Origin of the sequence: Kribbella sp. NBC_01245, from assembly GCF_036226525.1 — a bacterium.
Classification (GTDB): domain Bacteria; phylum Actinomycetota; class Actinomycetes; order Propionibacteriales; family Kribbellaceae; genus Kribbella.
This window is the reverse complement of sequence record NZ_CP108487.1, coordinates 6,112,929-6,131,111: the sequence shown is the minus strand read 5'-3', so window position 1 is coordinate 6,131,111 and position 18,183 is coordinate 6,112,929. Positions and strand designations below refer to the sequence as shown.

General features: G+C 68.3%; 19 protein-coding genes. 10 read left to right on the top strand and 9 right to left on the bottom strand.

All coding sequences use genetic code 11. The features are described from left to right. Nucleotides 1-14 precede the first annotated feature (14 nt). Complete coding sequence (locus OG394_RS28025; protein ID WP_328990094.1) at nucleotides 15-476, top strand: helix-turn-helix domain-containing protein; 462 nt, start codon at nucleotides 15-17, stop codon at nucleotides 474-476. Between the two features lie 296 nt (nucleotides 477-772). Then, entirely contained in the window at nucleotides 773-1,399 is a 627-nt protein-coding gene (locus tag OG394_RS28020) for a hypothetical protein (RefSeq protein ID WP_328990093.1), read from the top strand. Here the strand turns inward: OG394_RS28020 and rpsN are convergent. From rpsN to rpmB, 3 genes are read right to left on the bottom strand one after another with little or no spacing between them, the layout of a single operon-like run. Next, the gene (gene rpsN, locus OG394_RS28015; RefSeq protein ID WP_328990092.1) at nucleotides 1,380-1,685 is read right to left on the bottom strand and encodes a 30S ribosomal protein S14; all 306 of its coding nucleotides are present in this window, start codon (nucleotides 1,683-1,685) and stop codon (nucleotides 1,380-1,382) included. The two genes, OG394_RS28020 and rpsN, sit on opposite strands and share 20 nt — an antisense overlap. After that, nucleotides 1,685-1,852: a 50S ribosomal protein L33 gene (gene rpmG / locus OG394_RS28010; RefSeq protein WP_328990091.1), complete on the bottom strand. Its 168-nt coding sequence runs from the start codon at nucleotides 1,850-1,852 to the stop codon at nucleotides 1,685-1,687. The genes rpsN and rpmG overlap by 1 nt, the downstream gene beginning before the upstream one ends. Then, on the bottom strand, nucleotides 1,852-2,088 hold the full coding sequence (rpmB, locus tag OG394_RS28005) for a 50S ribosomal protein L28 (RefSeq protein ID WP_328990090.1): 237 nt from the start codon (nucleotides 2,086-2,088) through the stop codon (nucleotides 1,852-1,854). The genes rpmG and rpmB overlap by 1 nt, the downstream gene beginning before the upstream one ends. Nucleotides 2,089-2,161: 73 nt before the next feature. On the opposite strand from rpmB, the gene OG394_RS28000 reads away from it, so the two are divergent. The 4 genes from OG394_RS28000 to OG394_RS27985 are packed head-to-tail and all read left to right on the top strand — an operon-like array spanning nucleotide 2,162 to nucleotide 7,409. Then, nucleotides 2,162-3,280: a CobW family GTP-binding protein gene (locus OG394_RS28000; protein ID WP_328990089.1), complete on the top strand. Its 1,119-nt coding sequence runs from the start codon at nucleotides 2,162-2,164 to the stop codon at nucleotides 3,278-3,280. After that, nucleotides 3,277-3,519, top strand: a complete 243-nt coding sequence (locus tag OG394_RS27995; protein WP_328990088.1) for a type B 50S ribosomal protein L31 — start codon at nucleotides 3,277-3,279, stop codon at nucleotides 3,517-3,519. Before OG394_RS28000 ends, OG394_RS27995 begins: the two co-directional genes overlap by 4 nt. Nucleotides 3,520-3,577: 58 nt before the next feature. Continuing rightward, on the top strand, nucleotides 3,578-5,002 hold the full coding sequence (locus OG394_RS27990) for an aromatic amino acid lyase (protein WP_328990087.1): 1,425 nt from the start codon (nucleotides 3,578-3,580) through the stop codon (nucleotides 5,000-5,002). A 7-nt stretch (nucleotides 5,003-5,009) separates the two neighbouring features. Next, on the top strand, nucleotides 5,010-7,409 hold the full coding sequence (locus tag OG394_RS27985; protein ID WP_328990086.1) for an ATP-binding protein: 2,400 nt from the start codon (nucleotides 5,010-5,012) through the stop codon (nucleotides 7,407-7,409). On the opposite strand, the gene OG394_RS27980 is transcribed toward OG394_RS27985, so the two are convergent. Next, on the bottom strand, nucleotides 7,398-8,651 hold the full coding sequence (locus OG394_RS27980) for an SGNH/GDSL hydrolase family protein (protein ID WP_328990085.1): 1,254 nt from the start codon (nucleotides 8,649-8,651) through the stop codon (nucleotides 7,398-7,400). The two genes, OG394_RS27985 and OG394_RS27980, sit on opposite strands and share 12 nt — an antisense overlap. Before the next feature lie 147 nt (nucleotides 8,652-8,798). Between OG394_RS27980 and OG394_RS27975 the strand changes: the two genes are divergently transcribed. After that, on the top strand, nucleotides 8,799-9,683 hold the full coding sequence (locus OG394_RS27975) for an alpha/beta fold hydrolase (protein WP_328990084.1): 885 nt from the start codon (nucleotides 8,799-8,801) through the stop codon (nucleotides 9,681-9,683). On the opposite strand, the gene OG394_RS27970 is transcribed toward OG394_RS27975, so the two are convergent. Beyond that, on the bottom strand, nucleotides 9,684-10,358 hold the full coding sequence (locus tag OG394_RS27970) for a response regulator (RefSeq protein ID WP_328990083.1): 675 nt from the start codon (nucleotides 10,356-10,358) through the stop codon (nucleotides 9,684-9,686). After that, nucleotides 10,355-12,925 (bottom strand): sensor histidine kinase, encoded by a 2,571-nt coding sequence (locus tag OG394_RS27965; RefSeq protein WP_328990082.1) that lies wholly within the window; start codon nucleotides 12,923-12,925, stop codon nucleotides 10,355-10,357. Before OG394_RS27965 ends, OG394_RS27970 begins: the two co-directional genes overlap by 4 nt. 569 nt (nucleotides 12,926-13,494) lie before the next feature. Between OG394_RS27965 and OG394_RS27960 the strand changes: the two genes are divergently transcribed. Further along, complete coding sequence (locus tag OG394_RS27960; RefSeq protein ID WP_328990081.1) at nucleotides 13,495-14,118, top strand: hypothetical protein; 624 nt, start codon at nucleotides 13,495-13,497, stop codon at nucleotides 14,116-14,118. Between the two features lie 12 nt (nucleotides 14,119-14,130). Here OG394_RS27960 and OG394_RS27955 read toward each other — a convergent pair whose 3' ends face one another. The 3 genes from OG394_RS27955 to OG394_RS27945 form a co-directional block, all read right to left on the bottom strand. Continuing rightward, complete coding sequence (locus tag OG394_RS27955; protein WP_328990080.1) at nucleotides 14,131-14,952, bottom strand: PhzF family phenazine biosynthesis protein; 822 nt, start codon at nucleotides 14,950-14,952, stop codon at nucleotides 14,131-14,133. Nucleotides 14,953-15,020: 68 nt separating this feature from the next. After that, nucleotides 15,021-15,584, bottom strand: a complete 564-nt coding sequence (locus OG394_RS27950) for a cysteine dioxygenase (protein WP_328990079.1) — start codon at nucleotides 15,582-15,584, stop codon at nucleotides 15,021-15,023. After that, nucleotides 15,581-16,495, bottom strand: a complete 915-nt coding sequence (locus tag OG394_RS27945; RefSeq protein ID WP_328990078.1) for an amidohydrolase family protein — start codon at nucleotides 16,493-16,495, stop codon at nucleotides 15,581-15,583. Before OG394_RS27945 ends, OG394_RS27950 begins: the two co-directional genes overlap by 4 nt. A 143-nt stretch (nucleotides 16,496-16,638) precedes the next feature. On the opposite strand from OG394_RS27945, the gene OG394_RS27940 reads away from it, so the two are divergent. Both OG394_RS27940 and OG394_RS27935 read left to right on the top strand, forming a co-directional pair. Next, nucleotides 16,639-17,649, top strand: a complete 1,011-nt coding sequence (locus OG394_RS27940) for a LacI family DNA-binding transcriptional regulator (protein WP_328990077.1) — start codon at nucleotides 16,639-16,641, stop codon at nucleotides 17,647-17,649. A gap of 122 nt (nucleotides 17,650-17,771) precedes the next feature. After that, complete coding sequence (locus OG394_RS27935; protein WP_328990076.1) at nucleotides 17,772-18,179, top strand: hypothetical protein; 408 nt, start codon at nucleotides 17,772-17,774, stop codon at nucleotides 18,177-18,179. The last annotated feature ends 4 nt before the right edge of the window (nucleotides 18,180-18,183 follow it).

Here is an 18,183-nt window from a genome sequence, read left to right as displayed (position 1 = left end):
CCAGGAGGAGCCCAATGACCAGCACAGCCAGAACCGACTTTGTGAGGCCGGACGAGGCAGCGATGCACACCGCCGATGTCGCGCTGGGTCGCATGACGAAGTACCTGCACAGTCACCACGGCAAGCGCAACATCCGCCTGGTCGTCGACGGCGACCCCAAGAACACACTCGAAGTGCCTCTGGCGGCAATCGAACTACTGGCCCGAGTGCTGGCCCACATGGCCGCCGGACAGGCGGTATCGGTCGTTCCCGCTCACGCGGAACTGACCACTCAACAGGCCGCCGACATGCTCAACGTGTCGCGGCCCTACCTGATCAAGCTGCTGGACGACGGGGTGATTCCGCACCGCAAGGTCGGCAAACACCGCCGGGTCCGCGCAGAAGACCTCCTCGGCTACAAGCGTCAAGGCGATCAGAAGCGGCGAGCAATCGCAGACGAGCTCGGCGAGCTCGACCGGGAGATGGGCCTGTACTGACGTGCCATTCATCGTTGTGCGGTGCGGGGTCGAGATCGGGCCGCCTCTCCTTGAGGTTGCGGAAGACCTCGTCCATGATCCGGTCGGTCCACTTCGCCTGCACGAGGTCGGCCTGCGCAACCCGTATCAACAAGAATCCACCGATGACGGTTCCAGAAGTGCTGCGATCGCTGGAGACTTCAAACGGACTACTGGCTACCGTCACAGCCCTCGAGGCAGATCAGAGCTGAGGCCTCATCCTCCATGGCGGACCAGGCAGTAGCAAGGCTGGCCTGGGGGGCTGGGATGCTGCGCGGGTGACTGAGTATGTCGTGTTGTTCGCGCCCGACGCCCTGGTCCGTCGCCGGATGCGCGCACGGGCGTCGTACTGGATATTGCTGGCAGGCGCCGGCCTGGCCGCGGTATCGCCGCTCGTGACGCTGGCATCGATCCCGCCGGCGCTGCTGCGACTGGAGCTCGCGTTCTTGCTCCTGCCGTTCGGCGTCTGCGTTTCGGTGGCCGTACTAGCCATCAAGGGACTGCTCCGGACCAATGTCTGGGGACGGCGGCCGCTTCCCGAGACCGCACTGCGGATGACGGCGGAGGGGGTCTGGGTCGGCACGCCAGAGTTGCCGCCCGCCGCGTTCTACCCCTGGTCGGCGGTCGCGGGCTTCGGGCTCTCGCGCGACCATCGCCGCTGGCCGCATCCGCCGAACGTGCTCGACATCGATCTGCCTCCAGACGTCCAGCCCGACCTGAGGTTCCGGATCGGCTTGTCGGAGGCCGATGAGTGGTTCCATCGGCGGCTGGGCAGGCAAGGCCCACGGCTGTTGCTCGATACGGTCGCCGCCCCGATGGACGAGATCACCGGGGCGGCACAACGGTTCTCGGCAAGCCTCGCCATACCCGAGATGCCGGCGTGGTCTACCAGGACGACTTTGTGATTCCCGGGAGTTCGCCGCGGTGGGCCATGCCGCGGAAGCGGACGCGGGAGAGGCCGGCCTTGCGGAGGTAACCGCGCGGCCGGCCGTCGACGACGTCGCGGTTGCGCACGCGGATTGGGCTCGCGTCGCGCGGCAGCTTCTGCAACTTCGCCCGCGCCACGTCCAGGTCCGAGGCCGCCGTGGACGGGTCGCGGATGATCCGCTTGAGCTCCGCCCGGCGCTCAGCGTACAGCGCGACAGTCCGCTTGCGCTGCTCGTTCTTCACGATCTTGCTGAGCTTGGCCATTACCGCTCCTCGCGGAAGTCGACGTGCTTGCGCGCGATCGGGTCGAACTTGCGCAGCACCAGCCGATCCGGGTTGTTGCGCCGGTTCTTCCGGGTCACATAGGTGTACGACGTCCCCGCCGTGCTCTTCAGCTTGATGACGGGCCGAATGTCGTTGCGCTTGGCCACTAAACCTTCTCCCCTCGAGCGCGGATGCGCGCCACGATCTTCTCGATGCCGTGCTGGTCGATCGTCTTGATTCCCTTGGCGCTCACGGTCAGCCGGACGAACCGGTTCTCACTCGGCAGCCAGAACCGGCGGCTCTGGATGTTCGGGTTGAAGCGGCGCTTGGTACGGCGATGGGAGTGGGACACGTTGTGGCCGAACATCGGCTTCACCCCGGTCACCTGGCAGTGCGCAGACATGGGACTCCGTTCACAGGGACAGGTCCCGAAGTGTATCTTGTACTGGTTATCGTTTTCAATAAGAGGGAGAACCATGCAGAGCCTGCTCCCGGTCACCCTGCTGGCCGGCCTCGCCGAGGACACCCGGGCCACGGTCGCGCACAACCTGCTCCGGGCCGCCCCGGCCGGCACCGTGCTGATCGAGTACGACGTGACCGGCATGTCCGACGGCACGGTGATCCGGATCGCCCGCACCTCGGCCGGGGTGATCGACCGCGAGCTGATCGAGATGGCCCATCCCTGTGTGTCCTGCGCGCTGCGGGCCTCCCTTCTGCCGGTGCTGACGAGCATCGCGTCCACCGAGAAGTACGTCGCAGCGCTGGTCTCCATTCCCGCGGCAGGTGATCCGCAGGCCCTCGCCGAGGAGATCGCCGCGGACGCCGAGGACGAACTGCGCGTGGATGCCGTCATCACCGTGCTCGACGGCGCCACCTTCGTCGAGGACATGTCCGGCGAGGATCTGCTGCTGGATCGGGACATCCCGACCGCGGCGGAGGACGGCCGGGCCGTGGCCGAGGTCCTCGCGCGCCACGTGGAGTACGCGAATGCGCTGATCGTTGACGGTCCGCAGGCCGCCGCGCTGGCCCGGGCGATCAACCCGCAAGCGCTGATCCATGGCACAAGGTCGGCGGCGGCTCTGCTCGGACAAAAGCTGCACGACCCGGACACGGCCGAGACCTGGGTCGAACCGGGTTCGATCTGCGCGCCGCTGAACGACGAGGGCGACGTACGGACGCTGGTCTGGCAGGCCGACCGGCCGTTCCACCCGCAGCGGCTGTTCGACGCGCTGGAGGAGATCGTGGCCGGATCGGCTCGCGGCAAGGGCACGATCTGGCTCGCCTCGCAGCCGTCGGCCCGGCTCGGGTGGGACAGCTTCGGCGCCAGCATCGCCATCGGCGTACTCGGGCCGTGGCTGGCCGATCTGCCGGCCGAGCGCTGGTCCGAGGTCGGGCAGGCGCATCAGGCCCGGTCGCTGTTCGAGTGGCATCCCGAACACGGCGACCGCGCGTCGTACCTGTCGATCACCGGCGCCGGTCTGGACACCGGGGAATTAAGGGAGCTGCTCGACGGTTGTCTCCTACGTCGGGACGAATGGATCAGCGATCTGGCCGACCCCTTCGCCCCTTATCTGGAAGGAAGTAGCGCAGCATGAAGAACGACATCCACCCGGACTACCGCCCGATCGTCTTCCGCGACAAGTCGGGTGACTTCAGCTTCCTCACCGGGTCGACCCGGGCCAGCGACGAGACCATCGTCTGGACCGACGGCAAGACGTACCCGGTCGTCGATGTTGAGATCTCCTCCGCCAGTCACCCCTTCTACACCGGCAACCAGCGCGTCATGGACACGCAGGGCCGCGTGGAGAAGTTCAAGAAGCGTTACGGCAGGTAAGCCGCATTAGAAGGCCCCGGCGAGTGCTCTCGCCGGGGCCTTTGCGCATACTGCGGCCATGGAGCCGATCGAGATCACCGGGCAGGGGTTGTCACCACTCACCGCGGTCGCGCTGGGCCAGCGCCGCACCCCGGTGACGATCGCGGAACCGGCCAGGCAACGAATGCTGGCGTCGGCCAAGGCCGTTGTCGAGATCGCGAAGGTCCGCGCGGTGTACGGCCGGACCACCGGCGTCGGCGCCAACCGGGACGTGCTCACCACCGATCCCGAGCATGGCGCGCGCCTGCTCGCGTCGCACTCGACCACCGGCACCACGCCGTACCCGAAGGACGTCGTCCGGCTCGGCCTGCTGATCCGGGTCAATCAGCTCGCCGCGGGCGGTTCCGGGCTCGCGCCGGACGTGGCCGAGGCGATCATCGGCCTGCTCAACGATGACAAGCTGCCCGATCTCCATCGCGGTGGCGCCATCGGTACGGGCGACCTCGGGCCGTTGGCCGAACTGGGGCTGGCCCTCGGTGACGTCATCGACGGCACCAGCGCCCTGCCGCTGCTCTCCAGCAACGCCATCACCTTGGCCGAGTGCTGCCTCGCCCACGTCGAAGCCGCCACCCTGATCAACGTCGTACCGCTGGTCGGCGCCCTCTCGCACGTCGCCATGCGCGGCAACAGCGAGGTGTACGACGCACGCGTGCACGACGCGCGGCCGCAACCCGGCCAGGTTCGCGTGGCGCGGCGGATGCGCGGACTGCTCGACGGCCTGCCGATCAAGCCCGCGCGAGTCCAGGATCCCTTTGGTCTAAGGGCTTTCGCTCAAGTGCTCGGACCGGCCGTGGACCACGTCGATGCCCTGGGCAACGCTTTGACGGTCGACATCAACGCGGCCGCGGAGAACCCGCTCGTCGCCCCGGATACCGTGTTGCACAACGGAAACTGGCACGCGATGCCGATCGCCCTCGCCCTCGACGCCCTCCGGCTCAGCCTGCACAGCGTCGCGACCCTCTCCACCTCACGCCTGGCGAACCTGGTCGATCCCGACTTCACCGGGTTGAGCCGATTCCTGGCCAGCGGCGCCGAGGCCAGCTCGGGCGTGATGATGATCGAGTACGTCGCGCACGACGCCCTCGCGTCGGCCCGTTCGTCGGCCCAGCCGGCCACTCTCGGCACGGCCACGCTGTCCCGGGGTGCCGAGCACCACGCGAGCTTCGCCCCGCAGGCGGCCGCCTTGACCGCGCAACTACTCGACGCCCTCCGCGACGTGCTGTCCTGCGAACTTGTCACCGCCGTACGGGCCATCCGCCTCGCCAACCTCACCCCGGAGGACCTCGCGCCTGCCGCGGTCGGTCCGTGGCTCGCCGACGCGCTGACCGCCCTCCCCGAAGACCTGACCGACCGGTCACTGCGAGATGATCTGGAGATCGCCCGCGGTCTCCTCACCCAATGGGGAGACCGGCAGATCGAGCACCCTGCGGAGACTGCTAGTTAGGAGAGCCTTGAGCTCTGAGCTCAGTACCTTGTTGCGGCGTTACCGGACGGCGGCCGGGCTGACCCAGGAAGGGCTGGCCGAGCGGGCCAACCTCAGCTACGAGGCGATCAGCGCGCTGGAACGCGGCAAGCGGCTGTACCCAAGACCACACACAATCGAGCAGCTCAGCGAGGCCCTTGGTCTTGCCCCGGCTCAGCGCGACACCCTGGCCGCAGCCGGCGGACGCCATCCCGAAGTAAGGACCCCGCCATCCCCGGTCAGCCGGCCTCGGCCAAGGCAGTTGCCGGCAGCCGTCGCCGACTTCACCGGCCGGTCGGACCAGCTAACCCGAGTCACCGGCGAGTTGCTCCGGCCGTCATCCGCCGGCGGCGGCCCGGTCGTGGTGGCCGTCACTGGCATGGGTGGAGTCGGCAAGACCTCACTGGCTCTTGAGGCGGCCCACGCGGTCACCGAGCACTACCCGGACGGCCAGCTCTACCTGAATCTGCAGGGCTTCGGGACGGGTGCACCCGTCTCTGCCCTGCAAGCGCTGCAGCACCTCATCACCTCGCTCGGTGGCGACAGCGACCGCGTCGGCACCGATATCACCGCAGCTGTCGGCCTCTACCGCTCCCTCATCGCAAACCGCCGAATCCTCGTAGTGATCGACAACGTGGCCGACAGCGACGTCATACGCCAACTGCTGCCGACGACTCCCGGTGCCGCCGTACTGATCACTAGTCGGCTAGTGCTGGTACTGCCCGGCGCAGTCCAGGTCGAGCTTGGCGAGCTGTCCACCGAGGACGCGGTCGGTCTACTCCGGGCAGTCGCTGGTGACCGGATCGACGCCGAGGCGGAGGAGTCGCGGACCCTCGCGACCCGGTGCGGGCATCTCCCACTGGCCCTCCGACTGGCCGCTGCCCGGCTACTCGCCAGACCGAACTGGCCAGTCGCCCATCTCGCCGAGCGCCTGACCAACGAGGAAAAGCTGCTGGACGAGTTGGAGGCCGGCCACCTCGGCGTACGGGCGACCCTTAAGTTCTCGATCGCCCAACTGGCAGAAGATGGCGGTGGCGAGGCGGTTCGGCTGTTCGCGTTGCTGGGTCTGCTCGACGGACCCGATATCGGTGTCGAGGTCGCCGCGCGATTGGCCGACCGGCCCGAGCCGCGGATCGACGCGTTGCTGGAGCACCTGGTCGACCTTCACCTGCTGAGTACGTCGTCACCCGGCCGCTACGAATTGCACGACCTGGTGCGGCTCTTCGCCCGAGAGCTCGCGGTGTCGGCCTTCTCCACCGATGAACGCGCGCAAGCGGTCGGCCGGGTGATCAACCTCTACCAATCGGCCGCCTGGCAAGGGCTACGGCTCTTCGATCCCGACTCGTCGCGGCTGCGCTGGCTGGACACCGAGCCGGTGAGGTTCACGATCGAGTTCGGCGATTCCAACCAGGCCTTCAGCTGGATCGAGACCGAACTACCGAACATCATCGCGCTGTACGACGGCCCGGCCCGCGCGCATTCGCCGGAAGCCCTGACCTCGCTGTGCCTCGGGATGTCCAACTTCTACCTGGCCCGCGGCCACTGGTCGGACGGCGTCCGGGTGGCCGAGATCGCCATCGGTTTCACCAGCTCGCCCTGGGTCCGAGCCTCCCTGCTGCACGACATCGGCCAGGGCAAGTGGCATAGCGGCCGGGACGGCGGTGGCTTGGCGGACCTGATCGAGGCGGTTGAGCAGTTCAAAGGCCTCGGCGATACCTGGGCCGAGGCCGTCGGCATCACCAACATCGCGGTCCGCCACAACCGGCGCGGCGAATATGCCCTCGCCCGGCCCTACGCGCTGCGGGTGGTCGAACTCGGCCGCCAGATGAACCACCCGGCCACCATCTCGCGCGGCCTGGACTCGGTCGGGATGGCCGAGTACTACCTCGATGCCAAGGACGAGGCCTACCGCTGTTTTGCCGAGGCCGTCCGGATCGCCGAAGAGTCCGGCAATATGCGCAGCGGCGCGAGCCCACTCAGCAACCTGGCCGCCATCCACGGCATGCGCGGCGAGCTGGACAAGGCCGTGCCCATGTTCCACCGGGTCATCGCCATCTACGAAGGTCTGGGTCATCTGTCCGGTGTCGCTCACGGCTGGCTCGATCTCGGGGAGGCGTACACCGAAAGCGGTGACCACCGGTCGGCGATCGACTGTTACCGGGAGGCCTTCGCGGTTGCCATGATCCGGGCGGACGCGGTCGCGGAAGCCCGGGTACGACGCCGCTTGGGCGAATCCCACCTGGCTCTTGGGGATTTCGAAGACGCCAAGCGGCACCTCGCCGCCGCCGAGGCGGTCTACCCCTACACCGACGACCAACTCAGCGGCGAAATCGCCCGCCTGCTGACCCTCGCGCGTGAGGGTCAGCAAGCGGGAGAGTCAGCGGGTTAACGCCTTGAGGTCGAAGGCGAGCGCCATCGCCTTGAAACCTTCCGCGTTCGGGTGGAGTTTGTCGCCGATGTCGTACGCCGGCCGGATCCGGGTCGGGTGCTCGGGATCACGCACAGCCTGGTCGAAATCGACCACCCCGTCGTACTCCCCAGAGGTCCGGATCCACTGGTTCAGCGCCTGCCGATCGGCCTCGCCCTCGGGGGTGTAGTACCCAGCCCCCTCGTACGGCGTGAGGGTGGCGCCGAAGACCCGCAGCCCGGCCTGACGCGCCCGCTGAATGAACTGGCGATGGACCGCGATCAGCTCCTCGGGCGTGGTCGCGCCGCGGCTGGTACCGATGTCGTTGATGCCCTCGAGCAGTACGACGGAGCGCACGCCGGTTTGCGCGACTACGTCCCGGTCGAACCTGGCCAGCGCCGAATCACCCGCGGCACCGGCGTTCGAGAGCAGCCGGTTGCCGCTGATCCCGGCGTTGAGCACCCCGTGGACGCGGGGTTTTGGCAAGTCCAGCAGGCGATCGGCCAGCTGGTCGGGATAGCGCAGGTTCTGGTCGACGGGCGAGACCACGCCATCGGTGATCGAGTCGCCGAACAGTACGACGGATCCCTTCGCGCGGGTCAGTACGTCGACGCCCTCGATGACGTAGCGCGATTGACCGACCGAGGTGTACGACGAGCCCGCGTCCGTGGTGCGTTCGCCTGCGGCCCGGAACGCCGTCGCGTAACCGGCCGGGTGCTGGGTCAACGGACCGGTCGGGCCCGGGAAGTACGTGCTGATGACCAGGTCGGTGTCCTCCGGCACGGTCAGCGTGATCGGGTCGGACACCCATTCGGTACCGACCGGGATGGTGGTGGACGCCTTGCCTCCGAACGTCACCGGCACGAGCTTGGCCGGGTCCACCGTCGGCGTACCGGCTTGATCGTCTGGTCGTGGTGTCACGGTGACCTTGCCGATGACGAGCGGTTTGGTGCCGTAGACGTTGGAGAGTCTGAGGCGCAGCGACGAACCGCCGACGGACAGGTGCGCGACTTGGCGGAGGGTCGTGTCGGTCACGCCGGTCGCGGAGAGGCCGGTCGCGCTCGGCGGGGTGACGGCGACTGCCCAGCTTCCGGTCCAAGCGGCGGGCTGCGGCAGTACGGGCGGCAGGTCGAGGTCGGGGGCGGCAATGGCGGTCGGGGCGGTCAAAGCGAGAGCGGCGACGGCGACCACGAGCTGCCGGCGCAGAGGACGAGATGTGGACATAGGCGGACCACCTCAGTAAGGACGGATACGCAGGGGCACCTCGATCCCACCCACCGTGACGACCCCCGGCAACCCTCCATCGTCCAACGGTCGAACCCCTGCGCCGACCGGTCCGCCTGGCCCCGGGCGCAGGTGATGATCGGGCTTATGGATCCCTTTGCCGATGTGCTCGACGAATCGCTGACGCGTCCCGACGGGAGAACCGTCGCCTGGACCCGGTCCGGCGAGATCGGCGGCCGGCCGCTACTCCGCCTACCCGGCACCCCGGGCTCGCGCTACTCCCTCCGCGCCGACCGAACCGTTTGGCACGAAAGGGGCCTCGAGGTCATCACCACCGAACGCCCGGGCTTCGGCCGCTCCACCCGGCTACCCGGCCGCGGCTTCACCGAACACTGCGACGACCTGGCCGCGATCCTCGACCACCTCGGCCACGACCGGGTCCACCTCTCCGGCAGTAGCGGCGGCGGCCCACACGTGCTCGCGTTCGCCGCGCGGCACCCGGACCGCGTCATCGCGGCCACGATCGTGGTGGGATCCCCGCAGCTGAACGATGACGAGTACGACGAGATGATCGAGCTCAACGCGTCGGCACTCCGCGCCGCTCGCGACGGCCGGGAGGACGACGTACGGGCCGTGCTCAAGCCGTCGTACGACGCGATCGCCGCGGGTCCGTTGGCCGGGATCGAGCAGGCCATGGCGACCGCGCCCGCGTCCGACCGCGAACTGCTGGCCGATCCGGTTTGGCGGCTGGGCTTCGCGCGCGGGATCGGGGAGGCGTTCGCGGCCGGGATGGACGGCTGGGTCGACGAGACGATGGCGACCGGCGGCGACTGGCGGGATATCGACCTGGCCGCGATCCGGACGAGCCTGACCTGGTGGCACGGCAGCGCCGATCGCAACTGCCCGATCGCCGCCGCGCGCCGCCTGGTCGACCGCCTCCCCACCGCCACCCTGATCGAGATGGGCGCGGTCGGCCACTTCGAGCCCTACCGCCGCGAACCGCAGATCCTCGACGAACTCCTCGCCCGCTAGTCAGGGCTCGAAGCGGTAGCCCATGCCGGGTTCGGTGAGGAGGTGTTCGGGGCGGGCCGGTTCGGGCTCGAGTTTGCGGCGGAGTTGGCCCATGTAGAAGCGGAGATTGCCGTGCGCCGTCTCGTATCCCGGGCCCCAGACCTCGGTGAGCAACTGGCGCTGGGAGATCAGCTTGCCGGGATGCCGGACGAGGACCTCGAGTAGGTGCCACTCGGTCGGAGTGAGCCGGATGTCGTTGCCATCAAGGGAAACGCGTTTGGCCGCGAGGTCGACCACCGCGGCACCGACCTGGACGATGGGTTCTTCCGCGGTCTGGTTGCTCCGGCGCAGCAAGGCCCGCATCCGTGCGAGCAGCTCGTCGATGCCGAAGGGCTTGGTCACGTAATCGTCGGCGCCCGCATCGAGAGCCTCGACCTTGTCGGTGCTGTCGACCCGTCCGGACAGCACGAGGATCGGCGCCTCGGTCCAGCCACGGAGACCACGGATCACCTCAACCCCGTCCAGATCGGGCAGGCCGAGGTCGAGGATGACCAGGTCGGGCGGATGTTGCGCCGCCACCTTGAGCGCCGCCGTACCCGTGCCGGCCACGTGCACCTCGTAGCGCCGCGCCTTCAGGTTGATGCTCAGGGCGCGGACGATCTGGGGTTCGTCGTCCACCACCAGGACCCGGGTCACCGCTGTACCTCCGGCTCGTCTCGTTCACGACTGCCCGGGACCGGCTCCGGCTCTGTCTCAGCGGAAGTTGTTGCTATGGGCATCGATATCACCATAGTCACGCCACCACCGGGAGTGTCCTCGGGATGCAGGCTGCCGCCCATCGCCTCCGCCAATCCGCGCGCGAGGGCGAGACCCAGTCCGACGCCAGTCGTGTTGTCGGTATCCCCCAGCCGCTGGAACGGCGCGAACACCTTGTCCCGATCGGCCTGCGGAATTCCCTTGCCCCGATCAACGATCCGGACCTCCACCACGTCGCCGAGCGCACTGCCCGCCACCAGCGGCGGCTTTTTCGCCGGCGAATGACGGACGGCGTTGCTCACCAGGTTCGCGATGACGCGTTCGAGCAGCGCCGGATCGGCCTGCACAAGCGGGAGGTCGTGCGGTACGTCGATGAGCACGTCCGCGCCGACGTCCACGAGCGCTCCGGGCAAGACCTCGTCCACGGCCATCGGACGGCTGAAGACGGGCAGTACGCCGGCTTGCAGGCGGCTCATGTCGAGCAAGTTCTCCACCAACCGCGTCAGGCGATCGAGCGATTCGTCGGCCGTTGCCAACAGCTCGTCGCGTTCGTCCGGCGACCACTCGACGTCCGACGTACGCAGGCTCGTCACGGATGCCTTCGCCGAGGCCAGCGGCGACCTGAGGTCATGCCCGACGGCCCGCAGCAACGCCGTACGGAGCCTGTCCGCCTCGGCCAGGGGTTTGGCTTCCGCAGCGGCCTCGGACAAACGCGCGCGATCGATCAACGCGGCCGCGTGGGCGGCGAACGCACCGACCATCCGACGCTCGTCCGCCGCGAGTGAACGCCCTTGCAGGACCAGGACGAGGTCCTCCCGCGCGGGGATCTCGGCGTCGCCTTCCTCCGGACGCCGGCAGGTCGTCGTACCGGCGGAGGCGATCGGCACCCAGGTCTCGGTGAGCTCGTCCCGGACGCGTTCCATCAACACCGCGCATGTCATGCCGAAGGCCTCGCGGACTCGTTCGAGCAGCGCGGGCAGGGCCGTTTCGCCGCGGAGGACGTTGCCCGCCAGGGTCGCGAGCGTCTCGGATTCCGCAGCGGATCGGGCCGCCTCCCGGGTACGACGCGCGGCTCGGTCGACCACTGAGCTCACCAAGGCCGCGACGAGTACGAAGATGCCGAGGGCCAAAGCGTTGTTCGGCTCGGCGATCGAGAACGTCTTCGTCGGCGGTGTGAAGGAGTAGTTGAGGACGAAGGTCCCACCGAGTGCCGTCACTAGAGCGGGCCAGAGGCCTCCGACGAGTGCGACGACTACTACGCCCAGCAGGAACGTCAGGACGTTGCTGGTCAGGTTCAACGTGTCGCCGCCTACACCCAGCGCAATCGCCAGAAGCGGCGGTAGAGCTACTGCCAGGACGAAGCCCTGGATCCGCCGACGACGCGTCAGACTGCCCCCGAGATGCGGCATCCGCCCACGGCCCATCTCGGCATGCGTGACGATGTGTACGTCGATGTCGCCCGAGTCGCGGATAGTGCCCGCACCGATACCTGGTCCGGTCAGTAGCGCCGCCAGCCGGGAACGCCTGCTACCGCCGAGCACTAGCTGGGTCGCGTTCTCTGCCCGGGCAAACGCGAGCAGTGAAGCTGGTACGTCGTCACCGACTACCTGGTGATACGTACCGCCCAGGCTTTCCACTAGCCGCCGCTGGTTCGCTAGCGCGGTCGGGTTGGCTCCAGTCAGACCATCCGACCTGGTGACGTGCACCGCCAGTAGGTCGCCACCGGACGATCTGGCGGCAATACGCGCTGCACGACGGATCAGGGTCTCCCCCTCGGGACCGCCCGTCACGGCGACTACTACCCGCTCCCGCGCCTCCCAGGTCGAGTCGATGTCGTGCTGGGCCCGGTACTGCTGCAGGCCCGCATCGACCCGATCCGCCAGCCAGAGCAGCGCCAGCTCGCGGAGAGCCGACAGGTTGCCGACGCGGAAGTAGTTGCTCAGAGCCGCGTCGATCTTGTCCGCCGCGTACACGTTGCCGTGAGCCATCCGGCGACGTAGAGCCTCTGGCGTCATGTCGACCAACTCGATCTGATCAGCAGCCCGTACAACCACGTCCGGCACGGTCTCCCGTTGTGGCACGCCGGTGATCTTCTCGACCACGTCGTTGATCGATTCCAGGTGCTGGATGTTCACCGTCGAGATGACGTCGATGCCCGCGGCAAGTAGTTCGTCGATGTCCTGCCAGCGCTTGGCGTTCCTACTGCCCGGAACGTTGGTATGCGCCAACTCGTCCACCAGAGCCACTTCAGGGCGTCTGGCCAGTACGGCGTCCAGGTCCATCTCGGTGAAGCTCGCGCCGCGGTGATCCACGATCCGGCGCGGCAGCACCTCGAGGCCGTCCAGCAGGGTCTCGGTGTGCTCCCGCCCGTGCGTCTCCACGAAACCGACCACTACGTCGGTCCCGCGATCCAGGCGCCGCTTGCCTTCGCCGAGCATCTTGTACGTCTTACCGACGCCGGGCGCGGCCCCGAGGTAGATCCGCAAGTACCCGCGGCCACTGCTCATACGTCCATCGTCTCAGCTCAGTACTGCCAGATCGCGGTTCAACGTCACCACGTTCACCCGTGGTTCGCCGAGGAACCCGAGCGTCTCGCACCCCTCTCACACTCCCACCGCCTTCTCTCACACCCCCTCACGCCCACCCGCCCTTTGCATTCATTCGTCGGAATCCGCCCTCGAGGTCAGCGGACCTTGCAGAAGGCATGCGGCGGCTGAGGGCGGATTCCGACGAATGAATGCAAAGTCCAGACGCCCGCCACCCCCGCGATTTCTGCTCATCGGGCCCTCGTGACGCGGCGTGTCGGGGTTGATCGGGCTCTTGTGACCACGCCAAGGCCTGACGTCCGCCGCCCAAATTCCGGCGTACCTCGTCCGGGGCTGTTCCGCGCGTCTGGCCAGTACGGACCGACGAGCGCCGACACGCCGCGTCACAACGCCCGATGAACGGGGTTGGCGAGGCGTGGGAGCGGGTGGGGTGGTCGGTATGTGGGCGGGGGGAGGGGGTGGCTGGGAATGTTGGTGGGGGGTGCGCATACTTACGGCTGGCATCGGTCGATTGAGAGCTGGGAAGAGATATGAGCGAGCAGGATCACGAGCAGACCATCGAGCAGTTCTCGGATGACACCCGTAAGGCCCTGGCCGAGGCGGCGCAGTTGCTGACCGAGCGGTTGCAGGCGCATACGGCGGCTTTGCTCGCGTTGAACGCCGAGTCCGACTTCGAGGCGCTGTTCGAGCAGAACGCCGAGCTCGAGGAGCTGGTGGAGAGCTGGAACGACGCGGTGCTGGATCACACCGGCACGATTCCGCTGGCGCTGGTGGACACCGAGGACCTCGAGGAGGAAGAGGAGGAGGTCCAGGCCGAGCAGGTGATCAGCGTGGTATCGCGCTTCGACCTGCGGGTGGTCGACGCCGACGCGCTGCTGGCCGAGGGCCGGGCGGCGCAGGAGCGGGTGCTGGCCGAGGACCAGGAGTCCGACCTGCGCGACCCGGTCGAGACCACTGAGCAGGCGATCTACGCGATCAGCCGGGAGGTCGGCGAGGCGTGGTTCGCGCTGCCCGGTATCGAGTTGATCGCCGGCGCCCGGGCGTACGTCGTACCGGAGCAGCCGTTCGAGCCGCTCGAGCCGGAGGCGGAGGACATCGTCACCGAGCTCACCACGCCGAACGGCTCGGTCACCTATGCGGAGTCCTGGGCCTAACGAGGTTCGGGCCTAGTAGACGGGCTCACTGTGGAGCGTGCCGTCGAGCATCGTGACGGCACGCCCCGACAGCTTGACCCGATCACCATCCGGTACGGCGTGCACGAGGCCGCCGCGGGCCGACGCCTGCCAGCCGCGCAGGTCCGTACGGCCCAGGCGGTCGGCCCAGAACGGCGCCAGCGCGGTGTGCGCGCTACCCGTCACCGGGTCCTCGGGAATACCGTCGTTCGGCGAGAAGAACCGCGACACGAAGTCATACTCGTCGCCTGAAGCCAAAGCGGTGACGACCACACCCCGGATATCGTCGCGATGCGCGATCGCCGCGATCTGACCAAGATCCGGTACGACGCCACGCACCACGTCTTCGTCCGCGACCTCGATCAGCACATCCCGCAATTCGCCCGTGCCGTAGGCGCCGAAGACCTCAACGCCAAGGGCCTTGGCCAGCCCCACGGGTACGTCGATCGCCGACACGACCGCCTTCGGGAAGTCGAGCGTGATCGAGCCGTCGTCGTTCACGGTTGCGGTGAGGATCCCGCTCCGGGTGGAGAACCGTACGGACGACCCGATCGCGCCGTCGTCGTACAACGCGTGAGTGGTCGCGAGCGTCGCATGCCCGCAGAGGTTCTCCTCAACGGCCGGCGTGAACCAGCGCAACCCCCACACCCCGTCGTCGCCGGGCTTCGCGAAGGCCGTCTCCGCGTGAGCCATCTCGCGCGCGACCGAGTGCATCCACGCGATGTCAGGCCAATCGCCCGCGTCGAGCAGGCAGACTCCGGCCGGGTTACCGCTGAACGGCGTACTGGTGAAGGCGTCTACGACCCTGATCCGCATATCCCGAACCTAGGTCAACGCCTTCACCCACGCGATAGCCAGTTCGCGACGACTGGCCTGCACCAGACTCAGTCGATCGGCCGGAGCTCGTCGGCGTACGACACGGAGACTCGGCGGAGCACGCCGTCCTTCACCGAGTACTGGCCCATGCGCCACAGGGGCGGGCTGTACGCGTGCACGGTGACGCTGCCCTTGTCGAGACCGGTCAGCCGGTGGATGTGGTCCGGGCCGAACCCGTACACGTCGCCGGCGGTCACCTCGGTCTCGATCGACTCGGTGCCGATCGCCAGGTTGTGCTCGACAAGCTTGCCGCGGGCAACGGCCACGGCGCCGGACGAGACGTCGTGGTCGTGCCAGCCCGTGTCGTTCACCGGGGTCCAGCAGATCAGCCAGACGTCGACGTTCGCATCGCGGTGCACCGAGGCGAACACGCGCTCCTCATCGCTGAAGGCGACGTGCTCCTCCCACAGCTGCGGCTGGGCGGCGATCGACGCGGCCAGCTCGGCCAACTCGGCCGGGTCCAGATCACGGCCCGGCAGGTCGTCCAGCGAAAGACAGTCGTTGAGCTCCACGAGCCGGCTGGCCTGGCGCGCGGGAACGACGATGTCGTCGGTAACGGGTTGAGCAGTCACTGAACTCCCCTCTCGGGTCGTGCGCCGGTGCCGAACAGCAGCCGGTGCGGGTTGTCGTAGCGGATCACCGCGGTCGCGGCTTCGCCTTGTCGCAGCTCGGTGATGTCCGCGTACGGCCGGTCGGTGCCATGCACCACCTGGTCGATGCCGAGGACCCGAGCCACTGCGTCGATCGCCTGCGGGCCATAGCCCGACGTGTCGACGAAGAGGTTGTGGTCGATCTTGCCGAACCGCCCACCGCGGGCGGTGAGCCGTTCGTGGTGCACGGGCGCGAGGCCCGCCGCGGCGACGAAGCAGATCCGCACCTTCGGGAACTGCGTCCGCCCCTGAAACGCATGCCAGGCCCACCAAGCGGCCTGAAGTTGTGCCGTGTAGTCGACGACCGGCGCCCACCATCCCGGCACCTCGCCGTCCGCCTTGGGGGCGGCGCCGGGATGAACCAGGATCGGCCGGTCGAGCCGCTCGGCCAGCGCGAGCAACTCGCCCTGCGCCGCCCAGGCGGCAGGCGTGAGCACGGCATCGGTCGGCAACTGGATGCCGAGAAAGCCGCGGCCGATCAAGCCCGCCAGCCCGTCGAGATCCGGCTCGCGCAGGTCGACCGCCGCCCAGGCCCGGAACGGCTCGGGCAACTCGGCCGCACCTTCATGCCAGGCGTCGAGCAACTCGGTATCACCCAGCCGCTCGATGCCGAGTGGACTGGACAGCGATAGGCCGACCAGCCGGGTGCCGTCGTCGAGCTCCCGCGCGAGCCGCTTGTCCACGGCATGCGCGGCGGGATCCACGTCGTACGGTGGCTCGCCCTCGGTGTGCAGCGTCCAGCCCCGCAGGTACGGCACCTCGGTACGGGCCCGCAACCGGTCGATGAACGCGCCCGGCCAGAGGTGCTGATGGACGTCGATCAAGCCGGTCATGGATTGGCCCTCTCTGACGTCTCGATTCCCTTGCCCTGAAGGTTTTGAAGCGCTTCAATCGTGGTGCTATTGAAGCGCTTCAATCCAGCCCTTGTCAACTCACCTTCCAGAAACTGTCGGAGCGGCCGCGTAGGGTGCCAACCATGTCCGGATCGGCTCGTCGGCCAACCCTCAAGGACATCGCCACCGAGACCGGCCTCTCGATGACGGCGGTGTCCTACGCACTCCGGGGCCTGCATGGCACCGCGGAGACGCAGCAGCGCGTGCTGGAGGCGGCGGATCGGCTCGGCTACTCGGCCGATCCCATCGCCCGCGCCCTCGCATCGGGCCGCAGCGGCTCGGTCGGCGTGCTCTGCGCCTCCCTCGAAGACCTCTGGCAGCAGCGCCTGGCCGCGGCCCTGGGGCGGGAGTTGCTCGCGCCCGATCGCAACGCCTGGATCATTGACTCCGCGGGTGATGCCGAGCGCCAGCTCGAGCTCGCCCAGCACCTGGTCGACCACCGGGCCGACGCGGTCGTGGTGATCCCGATCGATCCGGCCGCCAAGGGCTGGGCCAAGATCACCCGCGAGGTGCCGGTGATCGCGATCGGCGACGCCCTGCCCGCCGCCAAGGCGAAATCCGAGGTCCTGTTCGACAACGAGAGCGGCATCAGTACGGCGCTGCGCACACTGGCCGACGCCGGGCACAAATCCGTCGCCGTGCTCAGCCCGAGCCGCCGGGTCGAGGTCGACCGGCCCGCCGAGGAGATCGCCCATCGGATCGCAGCCGACCTCAAGCTGAGCCTCCAGGTCGTGCCGTGCCCGCACGATCTGGCCGGCGCCACCGAGGTCGCCCGCGCCTTGCTGACCTCGGGCAAGCGGCCGACCGGCATTCTTGCGCTGGCCGATTCGATGGCCTTCGGCGTCTACGCGGCGTGCAAGGAGCTCGGCATCGCCATCCCGAGCGACCTCTCCCTCTTGGGCTATGACGATCAGCCGATGTCCCAGCTGCTCGAGCCGCCGCTGTCGACGTTCCACTGGCCGCTCGACGATCTGGTCGCCGACGTGGTCGAGCGCGTCACGTCCGCGATCGACACCAACCGCCGCGTCCGGCGTACGACGGTGGAGCCCACCCTCGTGCAGCGCGCGTCCGTCGCGGCGCCTCCGGGCCGGTGATGCCTTGGTCATACGATTCAAACTAGACTGACTTTGTAGACTTAAATTTCCGAGTCCAGCATCCGGTCATCCCCGCCATCCACTGTCCTGAGTCCCTGACTCAGGACAGTTAGAGTGTGCGCATGGCGGATGAGGAGTACCGGGTAGAGGTCGAGCTCAACACCGAGGAGCACGGGCTGTCGTTCTGGGAGCGGCTGCGGGCCCTCGATCTCGACGACGACGCGCGAAAGCGACTCGGTAACAGCGTCACCGTGACTCGCGATGGCTCGCGCATGCTGATGTATGCGACCACCGAGGCGGATGCCCGCGAGGCCGAGCGGACCGCGCGCGAGCTCGTCACCGCCGACGAGCTGACCGCGGACTTCACCCTGACCCGGTGGAGCGCCGCCGCGCAGGAGTGGCTCGACCCGGCCGATACCTCGCACGCGCCGGCGCCGGCCGATTCGGACGAGGGCGTCGAGGTGCCGGATCCGCGGTACATCGCGATCCAGGCCTACAAGCCCGAGTTCCTCCGCGACCTCGGCCTCTAGGCTT